General features: G+C 64.8%; 10 protein-coding genes. 8 read left to right on the plus strand and 2 right to left on the minus strand.

The window, feature by feature from the left end:
* Positions 1-23 precede the first annotated feature (23 nt).
* The 8 genes from ACTIIH_RS04280 to ACTIIH_RS04315 all read left to right on the plus strand — a co-directional run bounded on the left by ACTIIH_RS04280 (position 24) and on the right by ACTIIH_RS04315 (position 8,614).
* On the plus strand, positions 24-1,751 hold the full coding sequence (locus tag ACTIIH_RS04280; protein WP_441450684.1) for a nitrite/sulfite reductase: 1,728 nt from the start codon (positions 24-26) through the stop codon (positions 1,749-1,751).
* Positions 1,748-2,548, plus strand: a complete 801-nt coding sequence (locus ACTIIH_RS04285) for a phosphoadenylyl-sulfate reductase (RefSeq protein ID WP_441450686.1) — start codon at positions 1,748-1,750, stop codon at positions 2,546-2,548. Before ACTIIH_RS04280 ends, ACTIIH_RS04285 begins: the two co-directional genes overlap by 4 nt.
* Positions 2,545-3,510 carry a sulfate adenylyltransferase subunit CysD gene (cysD, locus tag ACTIIH_RS04290; protein WP_101596827.1) on the plus strand — a complete coding sequence of 322 codons (966 nt, stop codon included), beginning with the start codon at positions 2,545-2,547 and terminating at the stop codon, positions 3,508-3,510. Before ACTIIH_RS04285 ends, cysD begins: the two co-directional genes overlap by 4 nt.
* Positions 3,510-4,889, plus strand: a complete 1,380-nt coding sequence (locus ACTIIH_RS04295) for a sulfate adenylyltransferase subunit 1 (protein ID WP_441450687.1) — start codon at positions 3,510-3,512, stop codon at positions 4,887-4,889. The genes cysD and ACTIIH_RS04295 overlap by 1 nt, the downstream gene beginning before the upstream one ends.
* Positions 4,886-5,698 (plus strand): uroporphyrinogen-III C-methyltransferase, encoded by an 813-nt coding sequence (cobA, locus tag ACTIIH_RS04300; RefSeq protein WP_441450689.1) that lies wholly within the window; start codon positions 4,886-4,888, stop codon positions 5,696-5,698. The genes ACTIIH_RS04295 and cobA overlap by 4 nt, the downstream gene beginning before the upstream one ends.
* Positions 5,695-6,021, plus strand: a complete 327-nt coding sequence (gene fdxA, locus ACTIIH_RS04305; protein WP_025776713.1) for a ferredoxin — start codon at positions 5,695-5,697, stop codon at positions 6,019-6,021. The genes cobA and fdxA overlap by 4 nt, the downstream gene beginning before the upstream one ends.
* Before the next feature lie 12 nt (positions 6,022-6,033).
* Positions 6,034-7,443, plus strand: a complete 1,410-nt coding sequence (locus tag ACTIIH_RS04310) for an FAD-dependent oxidoreductase (protein ID WP_441450690.1) — start codon at positions 6,034-6,036, stop codon at positions 7,441-7,443.
* A gap of 433 nt (positions 7,444-7,876) precedes the next feature.
* On the plus strand, positions 7,877-8,614 hold the full coding sequence (locus ACTIIH_RS04315) for an OBAP family protein (RefSeq protein WP_441450692.1): 738 nt from the start codon (positions 7,877-7,879) through the stop codon (positions 8,612-8,614).
* A 19-nt stretch (positions 8,615-8,633) separates the two neighbouring features.
* Here the strand turns inward: ACTIIH_RS04315 and ACTIIH_RS04320 are convergent, their stop codons facing one another.
* Both ACTIIH_RS04320 and ACTIIH_RS04325 read right to left on the minus strand, forming a co-directional pair.
* Positions 8,634-9,818: a M20 metallopeptidase family protein gene (locus ACTIIH_RS04320; RefSeq protein WP_441450694.1), complete on the minus strand. Its 1,185-nt coding sequence runs from the start codon at positions 9,816-9,818 to the stop codon at positions 8,634-8,636.
* Between the two features lie 95 nt (positions 9,819-9,913).
* The gene (locus ACTIIH_RS04325) at positions 9,914-11,338 is read right to left on the minus strand and encodes a YfcC family protein (RefSeq protein WP_441450695.1); all 1,425 of its coding nucleotides are present in this window, start codon (positions 11,336-11,338) and stop codon (positions 9,914-9,916) included.
* Between the last annotated feature and the right edge of the window lie 67 nt (positions 11,339-11,405).

Genomic DNA, 11,405 nt, shown 5'->3' on the forward strand with positions numbered 1-11,405 from the left:
CCCCTCAGCGTTTGGAGACAGCAATGTCCACTCAGGTGGAAGAGAACAAGGAAACAGCAGGTAAACGAGCCGCAAAGCGGCCTGCCCGCCCGAAGAAGTCCAATGGGCAGTGGAAGATCGACGGCCATGAACCGTTGAACAAAAACGAGATCGACAAGGCCGAAGACAACGGCCTCAACGTTCGCGCCCGGATCGAAACCATCTATGCCAAGCAGGGATTCTCTTCGATCGCCTCCGACGACCTGCACGGCCGCTTCCGCTGGTGGGGCCTGTACACCCAGCGCAAACCCGGAATCGACGGCGGCCGCACAGCGAAACTCGAACCGCACGAGCTCGAAGACGAATACTTCATGCTCCGCATCCGCATCGACGGCGGCAAGCTCACCACCGAGCAGCTGCGGGTCATCGCGGACATCTCCAACGAGTTCGCCCGCGGCACCGCGGACCTCACCGACCGCCAGAACATCCAACTCCACTGGGTCGAGATCGAGTCCATGCCCGAGATCTGGCGCCGCCTCGAAGCCGTCGGACTCCAGACCACCGAAGCCTGCGGCGACGTCCCCCGCGTCATCCTCGGCTCACCCGTGGCCGGCATCGCCGCCGACGAACTCATCGACCCGACCCCGGCGATCGAAGAGATCTCCCGCCGCTACATCGGCGACCAGTCACTGTCGAACCTGCCGCGCAAATACAAGACCGCGATCACCGGCCACCCCAGCCAGGACGTCGTCCACGAGATCAACGACTGCTCCTTCGTCGCCGTCGACCACCCCGAACACGGCGTCGGCTACGACCTGTGGGTCGGCGGCGCCCTGTCCGTCGTCCCCCGCTTCGCCGAACGCCTCGGCACCTGGGTCGCCCCCGACCAGGTCGTCGACACCTGGCTCGGTGTCACCCAGATCTTCCGCGACTACGGCTACCGCCGCCTGCGCAACAAAGCCCGACTGAAGTTCCTGCTCGCCGACTGGGGCCCGGAGAAGTTCCGCGAGGTCCTCGAAACCGAATACCTCGGCTACAAGCTCGCCGACGGCCCGGCACCGGCCAAACCGATCACCGCAGGCGACCACGTCGGCGTGCACAAACAGGCCGACGGCCGCTACTACATCGGCGTCACCCTCATCGCCGGCCGCGCCTCGGGCACCCTGCTCGGCCAGCTCGTCGACCTCGCCGAGAAGTACGGATCCACCCGCCTGCGCACCACCCCGCACCAGAAGGTCCTGCTGCTCGACATCGACGAAGCCGATGTCGATGACGTCGTCGCCGGACTCGACGCCCTCGGCCTGTCCAGCCGCAAGGACCTCTTCCGCCGCTCGACCATCGCCTGCACCGGCATCGAATTCTGCAAACTCGCCATCGTCGAGACCAAGCAGACCGCCGCCGACGCCGTCGAGAAACTGGAAGCACGGCTGGCCGACATCGAGGAGCTGCCGCACCCGATCAGCTTCCACCTCAACGGCTGCCCGAACTCCTGCGCCCGCATTCAGACCGCCGACATCGGACTCAAAGGCCAGATCGTCACCACCGACAAAGGCGAACAGGTCCCCGGATTCCAGGTCCACGTCGGCGGAGGCCTGGCCTCGAAAGACCGCGACGAAGCCGGCCTCGGCCGTACCGTCCGCGGACTCAAGGTCACCGCCGAGAACCTCACCGAATACGTCGAAACCCTCGTCCGCCGCTTCCTCGCCGGACGCGGGGTGACCGAAACATTCTCCGAATGGGCCAACCGCGTCGACGAAGAGGAGCTGAAATGAGCACCACGAACCCGGCCCCGACCGCATCCCCCAACCCGGCAGCAACAACTCAGACACCGACGCGGCCCCGCCCCGAACCGCGTCCCGTCGAAGAGCTCAAAGCCCTCGCCGAGGCGGGAGCCCGTGAACTCGCCGGTGACCCGGCGGGCGGTGTTCCCGAGGCCAACCCCGCCGACGTTATCCGCTGGGTCTCCCGGAACTTCGACACCGCGGCCTGCGCCGTGGCCTGCTCGATGGCCGACGCCGCCCTGCCGCACTACGTCGCCCAGTACCAGCCCGGCGTCGACGTCCTCTTCCTCGACACCGGCTACCACTTCCGCGAGACCTACGACACCCGCAACGAGGTGGCCCGCCGTGTCGACGTCCACATCGTCGACGTCCTCCCGGAGCAGACCGTGGAAGAGCAGGACGCCGAATTCGGCAAGGACCTCTTCGCCCGCGACCCCGGCCTGTGCTGCGCCCGCCGCAAGGTCGCACCACTGAAGAAATCGCTGAAGGGCTACGAACTCTGGTTCACCGGCGTCCGCCGCGACGAGGCCCCGACCCGGACGAACACGCCGCTGATCACCTTCGATGAGAAGAACGGCCTCGTCAAGGTCAACCCCCTGGCCGCATGGTCGTTCGACGACCTCCTCGACTATTCGCGCGCCTTCGACGTCCCGGTCAACCCGCTGCTGTCGCAGGGATACCCGTCGATCGGCTGCCAGCCCTGCACTCGCCCCGTCGCCGAAGGGGAAGACCCCCGCGCCGGCCGTTGGGCCGGATCGACCAAAACAGAATGCGGACTCCACACATGAGCATCGACACCCAGTACAACCACGACACCCACACCACCACCGAGGCGGCACCCACCCACAACCCGGGCGCAAGCCTGTCCACCCTCGACGTCCTCGAATCCGAAGCGATCCACATCATCCGTGAGGTCGCCGCCGAGTTCGAACGCCCCGTGCTGCTGTTCTCCGGCGGCAAGGACTCCGTGACGGTCCTCCACCTCGCCGCGAAGGCGTTCTGGCCGGCGAAGATCCCGTTCGGACTCCTCCACGTCGACACCGGACACAACTTCGACGAGATCATCCGCTTCCGCGACGAGACCGCAGAGAAGTACGGCCTCGACCTCACGGTGGCGAAGGTCCAGGACTACATCGACGACGGTCGCCTGCGCGAACGCCCCGACGGCACCCGGAACACCCTGCAGACCCAGCCGCTGCTCGATGCCATCACCGGCGGGAAGTTCGACGCCGTCTTCGGCGGCGCCCGCCGCGACGAGGACAAGGCCCGCGCGAAGGAGCGGATTCTGTCCCTGCGCGACGAATTCGGCGGTTGGAACCCCAGCAGCCAGCGCCCCGAACTGTGGAACCTCTTCAATGGCCGCCACCTGCCCGGCGAACACGTCCGCGTGTTCCCGATCTCGAACTTCACCGAACTCGACGTGTGGAGCTACATCGCCCGCGAAGGCATCGAACTGCCCGAGCTCTACTTCGCCCACGAACGCGAAGTCTTCCAACGCGACGGCATGTGGTGGGCCACCGGCGAATTCTCCACCCCACGCGACGGCGAGACCGTCACGACCAAGAAGGTCCGCTACCGCACCGTCGGAGACATGAGCTGCACCGGAGCCGTCGAATCGAGCGCCGATGACCTCGAGTCCATCCTCGCCGAGGTGGCCGCCACCACTGTGACCGAGCGCGGAGCCACTCGCGCCGACGACCGGATCTCGGCCGCGGCGATGGAAGACCGCAAGAAGGACGGGTACTTCTGATGACGACGACAACCACCACCGAAACAACCGCCACCGAGGCGACGCCGACGTTGGACACGACGACGAAGACTCTGTTGCGCTTCGCCACTGCCGGATCCGTCGACGACGGCAAATCGACACTCGTCGGCCGACTCCTCCACGATGCGAAGGCGATCCTCGCCGACCAGCTCGCCGCCGTGACCGCGACGAGTCGGGAGCGCGGATTCCTCGGCGGAGAGTTCGACTTCGCTCTGCTCACCGACGGTCTGCGGGCCGAACGCGAACAGGGCATCACCATCGACGTCGCCTACCGGTACTTCGCCACCGACCGTCGCTCGTTCATCCTCGCCGACTGCCCCGGACACGTGCAGTACACGCGCAACATGGTCACAGGCGCCTCAACCGCCGATGCCGTCGTCGTTCTCATCGACGCCCGCACCGGTGCCACCGAGCAGACCCGCCGGCACCTCACCGTCGTCTCCCGACTGGGCATCCGCCACGTCATCATCGCCGTCAACAAGATCGACCTCGTCGACTTCGACCAGGCGAGGATCGAGACGGTCGAGAACGACATCAAGACCCTCGCCGCCGAGATCGGACTCGAGACCCCGCACCTCATCCCGATCTCTGCACTGGCCGGGGACAATGTCGCCACCACCTCGGACAACACCCCCTGGTATCAGGGGCCGGCGCTGCTCGAGCTGCTCGAGACTCTGCCGAGTGCGGACGAAGACACCGCCGACCTCGAGGCCTTCCGCCTCGACGTGCAGACCGTGCTCCGTCCGCAAGGGGGACTGGCACCGGGACTCGACCCCGAGGAATTCCGGGACTACCGGGCCGTGGCCGGACAGATCACGGCCGGGCGGGTCAGCCTCGGCGATGAAATCGAGATCCACCCCGCCGGGCTCCGCACGACCGTGACCGGCATCGATACCGCCACCGGTCCCCTCGAGACCGCGAGTGCGCCGCTGTCGGTGGCGCTGCGGTTGGCCGATGACGTCGATACCGCTCGTGGCAGCGTCATCGCCGCGGCCGGCACCCTGCCCACCCCGCGCCGCGAACTGCGCGCCGAGGTGTTCCCGTTCACCGCCGAGGGCCTGCGCACAGGGGATCGGGTGCTCATCAAGACGGGGACGACGACCGTGAAAGGCATCGTCACCATCGAGGCCAAACGCAACCTCGAGACCTCCGGGCTGGAGGCCGCCGAGGTGCTCGCCGGCAACGACATCGGCCTGGCCCGGGTGAAGCTGTCCGCCGAGCTGCCGGTCCCGGACTTCCGCGACCACGGCACGGTCGGAGCCTTCGTCGTCATCGACCCGCAGACAGGCAACACCCTCGCCGCGGGAATCCACACCCCCGAGGCGGCCCACTCCGCCGAATCCATCGAGGACCAGCCATGACACTCTTCCTCCCACAGCAGCCCGGCACCGTGCTGCTCGTCGGTGCCGGACCGGGCGATCTCGGACTGCTCACCGTCACCGGTCTGCGAGCATTGGAACGTGCCGATGTCATCGTGGCCGACCGCCTCGGTGCCAGATCGGTCATCGATCAGCTCGAAACCGAACGCGGCGCACCCCTGGAAGCGGAGATCATCGACGTCGGCAAGCTGCCGGGGCACCATCCGGTGCCGCAGAGCGGGATCAACGACATCCTCATCACGCAGGCGAAGCTGGGCCACCGGGTCGTCCGTCTCAAGGGCGGGGACCCGTTCGTCCTCGGACGTGGGGGAGAGGAGGTCATCGCCTGCCGGGCCGCCGGAGTCGATGTCCGCGTCGTTCCCGGGGTGACCAGCGCGAACTCCGTTCCCGCAGTCGCCGGAATCCCGCTCACCCACCGAGGTGTCGCCACCTCGTACACGGTCGTGACCGGTCATGACCAGCTGTCCGAGATCGGCGGGGGACGCGATCACACCGTCGTCGTGCTCATGGGAGTGGGCACGCTCATCAACTCGGCGATGGTGCTCGCCCGCTCCGGGCGCGGTGACGACTGCCCGGTGGTGATCGTCGAAGACGGATTCGGTGAGAACCAGCGGGTGACCATCGGAACCCTGGGCGACATCGCCTTCCGCGCGGCTCGCCGAGGCGTCCGGTCACCGGCCGTGATCGTCGCCGGTGATGTCGTGACCCTGAGCCCCTACGCCGATGGTGCGTTCACCCAGGCGACCGAGCCTGCCGCAGCGCACGCATCCGAACTCGTGAGGAACCCATGACCTACATCATCGCCCAACCGTGCGTGGACCTGAAGGACCGAGCCTGCATCGAGGAATGCCCGGTCGACTGCATCTACGAAGGCACCCGTTCCCTCTACATCCATCCCGACGAATGTGTCGACTGCGGGGCGTGCGAACCCGTGTGCCCCGTCGAGGCGATCTTCTACGAAGACGATGTGCCTGATGAGTGGGAGGCCTACTACAAGGCGAACGTCGAATTCTTCGACGACATCGGCTCCCCGGGCGGAGCGGCCGCCCACGGGGTCGTCGACAAAGACCATCCCTTCATCGCCGCACTGCCGCCGCAGAACACCGACGACTGATCAAGGAAACCCATGCCTACTATTCCCTTCAGAGTGGCCATCATCGGCGCCGGTCCCGCCGGCATCTATGCCGCTGACCTGCTGACCAAGGCCGAACATGACCTGGAACTGAGCATCGACCTGTTCGATCGCCTGCCCTCACCCTTCGGGCTCGTCCGCTATGGGGTCGCCCCCGACCATCCGCGGATCAAGGGCATCATCAATGCGCTCATCAAGGTCCTCGACCGCGGTGACATCCGCCTGTTCGGCAACGTCGAATACGGGGCCGATATCAACCTCGGCGAGCTCACCGACCGCTACGATGCGGTGATCTTCTCCACCGGCTGCTTCGTCGACGCACAGCTGTCGCTGCCCGGGATCGATCTGCCCGGTTCATATGGGGCAGCCGACTTCGTCAACTGGTACGACTCCCACCCCGATGTGGCCCAGACCTGGCCGCTGGACGCGGAGAAGGTCGCCGTGCTCGGCAACGGCAATGTCGCGCTCGACGTGGCCCGGGTGCTCGCGAAGCAGGCCGATGACCTGCACACGACGGAGATCCCCGATCACGTCTATGAGGGCCTGAAGTCCTCGAAGGTCACCGACGTCCACGTGTTCGGCCGCCGGGGTCCCGCGCAGGCGAAGTTCACGCCTCTCGAGCTGCGTGAACTCGGTCAGGTCGACGACGTCGACATCATCGTCTATCCCGAGGACTACGAGTTCGATCAGGGTTCGCTCGAGGCCATCGAGTCGAGCAACCAGGTCAAGCAGGTGGCGAAGACGCTCACGGACTTTGCGATGCGGGAGGAGACCGGGGCGAAGCGGCGACTGCACCTGCACTTCCTCCACGCACCGGTGGCCATCCTCGGCGAGGATCGAGTGACCGGGCTGCGCACGGAACGTCAGGAGCTCGACGGCGCCGGTGGCGTCAACGGCACCGGGGACTTCCACGACTGGGACATCGACGCCGTGTACCGGGCCGTCGGCTATGCGGGTACGCAGCTGCCGCAGTTGCCCTTCGACGAGGCCAAGAAGGTCATCCCCAATCACGAAGGGCGCGTCGTCGACGCCGAGGAGCAGGGCCAGGCCGCCGAGGCGGACGTCATTCCCGGCGTGTACACGACCGGATGGATCAAGCGCGGACCCGTCGGGCTCATCGGGCATACGAAGGGTGATGCGCTCGAGACGATCGGGCACATCCTCGACGACCAGGCCGCCGGAGCGCTCACCGAACCCGTGTACCCGGAGGAGTCCTCGATCGTCGAGCTGCTCGAGTCGAAGGGCGTCGAGTTCACGGACTGGGAGGGCTATCACCGGCTCGAGGCTGCGGAGAAGGCCCTCGGTGAGACCGAGGGCCGGGAACGCGTGAAGATCGCGACCCGAGAGGCCATGCTCGCCGAGGCGCGCGCCCACCTGACCGCGGATGCGAACGCTGGGAGCTGATCAGACGGAGGTTCTCATCTGAAGGCCTGTTCCCACATCGTGCGGAGCAGGTCTTCGGCTTTGTCTGGATAGTCCAGACAGACATAGTCAATCCCGGGCTCAAGATGAAATCCAGTCGTGGCTCGGTGGCTTGCGCCAGTTGAGAGCGGAAGGATTATACTCCGGGGAATGATTCGAGGAGGTCGATGATGAGGAAGAAGAAGAAGCAGTTCCGGACACCGTGGAGCATCCTGACGATCGGAACACGCGGGAAGACAAGGAAAAGACGGAAGCCGGGGAAGCTGTCACTGACCAGGCGGAGGACGAGCAGTTCGAAGAGTGTTCCACGACGGGGTCGTTTGACGAACTGGCTCCCGCGATAGTCCGCAGCCGTTCTGCAGGGGGTTCAAACGCGTCATCATCCGCTTTACGATGAATTATGAAACTGACACATTTGAAGAGCTTCACTACCGGACTGACTCTCGGCATCGGCGGCGTCGCAGCGGCTCTTGCCGGGCGCAGGGCCGTCAGCAATCTCAAGACCAGCAAGGGCCATCCTTGGAAGCACCGCGTGTTGGACCTGGGCTCCGCGTTCCTCCAGCGAAAATATCCGCTGGAGGCGATGAGCACTTACCTCGACGGCCTGCACATGTATGCGGACGAGACCGGACGCCAAGTCCATGCCGCTCACTTCTGCATCCACTTGGAACACGACCTGCACCAGTGCGTCATCTTCGATCGCAACGCCTATGACGCCCGTCTGATCGGCATCGAGTACATCATCAGTGAAGACCGGTTCCGCTCCCTGCCCGAAGAGGAGAAGAAGCTCTGGCACAGCCATCATTATGAGATCAAGTCCGGAATCCTCACCGCCCCTGGCGTTCCGGAGATCGCCGAACACGCCTACTTCGAGGACCTGGTGAAGACCTACGGCAAGACGTTCCACACCTGGCAGTACGACGTTCACGACTTCCCCTACGGTGCGCCCCAGCTGATGATGGGCTTCACCGAGGATGGGCAAGTCCGCGACGAGCTGGTCCAAGAGCGCGACCGCGAAGTCGGGGTCTCGACGCAGCGCAACCGCGAACGCCGCGAAGACATCCCGATGCCGGAGGTGGCACCGGGCGCGAACTCGTGGGAGACAGGGACCACGGTGCAGCCGACCCTGCAGGAAACACCCGTCAAACGGTAGAAAGCCAAACGGCAGACGATCACCTCGCCAATCGAGCAAAAGCGAGGTGGGCGAGCGCTGCGGCCGAGTCTCCGAGCCAGGTGTCATCGAATTTCACGCGTGGCGAATGGTTGTCCTCGGACTCTGGGTCGACACCCTCGGGAGTCGTGGCGAGGTAGACGTACGCGCCGGGCACCTCATTGAGGACGAAGGAGAAGTCCTCCGAACCCATCTCCGGATTCGGCATCTCCTCGTAGCGATCCGGGCCATAGACCGAAGTGAGCTGCTGCGCGGTCCAGGCGGCTTCCTCGGTGTCGTTGGTGGTGACAGGGAATCCGGGCTCGAAGGTGATCTCGGCACGACACCCATGGGCTGAGGCGATGCCGTCGGCGATCCTGGTGATCTCGGTCCGCAGCTGCTCGACCCGCTCCGGAGACAGGTAGCGGATGCAGGCCCCCAGGCTCGCGGTGTCGGGGATGACATTGTTGGCATCCGATCCACGCAGCTGTGTGACGGGCATGACGACTGGGTCGAAGACATCGAATCGACGTGACGTCATGGTGTTGAGAGCCACCGCCAGTTCGGTGAGGGGGGCTACCGGGTCGCGGGCGAACTGGGGCTGGGAGCTGTGTCCGCCTGCGCCGCGCATGGTGATCTCCAAACTGATGAATCCGGCCATGAGCGGGCCCGGGCGGGTGGTGAAGACCCCGCCCGTGCCGGGCTTGACGTGAATGGCATAGGCGGCGACGGGACGCTCTCCGGCCGCTTCGAGCATGCCTTCGTCAATCATGTTCTTCGCTCCGCCATCGCCTTCTTCGTTGGGCTGGAACATGAAGATCACAGAACCGGGCAGCTCATCGCGATGGGCGGCGAGCAGCCGGACGGCACCGATGAGGCCACTGGTGTGCAGGTCGTGACCGCAGGCATGCATGGCCCCGTTCGTCGACGCGAATGGGTAATCTGTTTCCTCGTTGACCGGCAGGGCATCCATGTCGCCGCGCAGCAGCACCGTCGGCCCTGGCTTCCCTCCGCGCAGCACGGCCACGACCGAGCTCTGCGCCACGCCCTTCGTGATCTCCAGGTCGAGGCCGTCGATGGCGTCGAGGACGACCTGCTGGGTCCGCGGAAGGTCGGTGCCCACCTCGGGATTGGCGTGGAGATCTCTGCGGATGGTCTGCAGTTCGGAGAGGATCTCGGCGGCGTCGGCACGAAAGTCGGGAATCATCGGGCATACTCGCTTTCTTCGTGTGTTTGGCATCGTAGGTCGTCGAAGTTCGGGTTTTCGGGTTCCTGCTGCTGCAGTGAACATCCGCTGTTCGTTCAGGCAGTCCAGATGAACACATGAACGATGAAGACGTAGATCCCACCCAGAACGTAGAAGATGATCATCAGCGGCCAGAGGAAGCGGACCCATTTGAACCAGGAGACACCGGCAATCGCAAGACCGGCCATCATCGCACCGTTCGTCGGGGTGAAACCGTTGGAGATGCCGTCACCGAACTGATACGCCAGCACCGCGGTCTGTCGACTCACCCCGACGAGGTCGGCCAGCGGAGCCATGATCGGCATGGTCAGTGCGGCTTGGCCGCTGCCCGAGGTGACGATGTAGTTGATGGCGCTCTGTGCGCCCACCATGCCGACTGCCGCCCAGTTGCTCGAGAGCTGCCCGACCGCCGTGGACAGCCCATAGATGATCGTGTCGATGACGTGGGCATCTTCGAGCAGAATGATTCCGCTGTAGGCCAGGCCCACCGACAACGCAGCAACGAGCAGATCCTGGCAGCCCTTGGTGAACGAATCGGCGACGTCGTTGTAGTTCATCTTCGCGATGGTGGCGACGACCAGTGCCATGATGACGAACAGCGCCGACATCTCTGTGATGAACCAGTCGAAGGCGATGATCCCGATCGGCACGGCGACGATTGTGGCGACGAACACCCAGAGGACGGCGACGTCCCGCTTCGTCAGCGGATCGTCCGTCGAGGTGGACGAGCCATAAGCTTCGTCGTCGGGTCCGATGCCGATGAGGCTCCGACTGGGGTCCTTAAGGATCTTGGCTCCATACCGCATGAAGTAGATGACTGCGGCGAGGTAGAGGATGACGAAGAGTCCGATCCGGACGGCCATCCCGGAGAAGATCGGCACACCCGCGATCTGTTGGGCGATTCCGATATTGAACGGGTTGGTGAAGGAGCCGGCCCATCCGACCGCGGTTCCGACCAGAGGAAGGGCTGCGATGAGGATGCGGTCGAACCCGATCTTCAACAGGATCGGCAGGATGATGAGGAGGTAGGGAATGGCCTCTTCGCTCATGCCGAACGTCGCTCCCGATAGGGAGAAGAAACCCAGCAGAATCGGGATGATCCAGAGTTCCTTGCCGGCGAACTTGGTGAGCACCCCATGCAGCAGTCGATCGATTGCGCCGGTCGCGTTGAGTACACCGAGCGCTCCTCCGATGATGAGGAGGAAGAAGATGATGTCGGCGCCCTCGGTCATCCCCGACAGAATCGACGTGAACAGATCGAAGGGATTCGCCGGAGCTGAGTCCACTGCATGGTATGTGCCGCTGATGACCAGGTCTCGGCCCGAATCATCGACTCGGGTGTCGTACTGCCCTGAGGGGATGAAGTAGGTCGCGATTCCCAGAACAACGACGATTCCGAAGAGGATGACGAAGGTGTGTGGAACCCGTTTCGCAGCGGGTGTCTTCGCCGGCTTCGCAGCGGGTTCGGTTTTCGAATTCACTTTGCTCCTCAGTCTCCTTCGGCGTCTGGATCGTAACGTCACAACGACATCGTCCGGGAGCGAATCA

This window comes from Brevibacterium sp. (assembly GCF_052105255.1).
Lineage (GTDB): Bacteria > Actinomycetota > Actinomycetes > Actinomycetales > Brevibacteriaceae > Brevibacterium > Brevibacterium linens_B.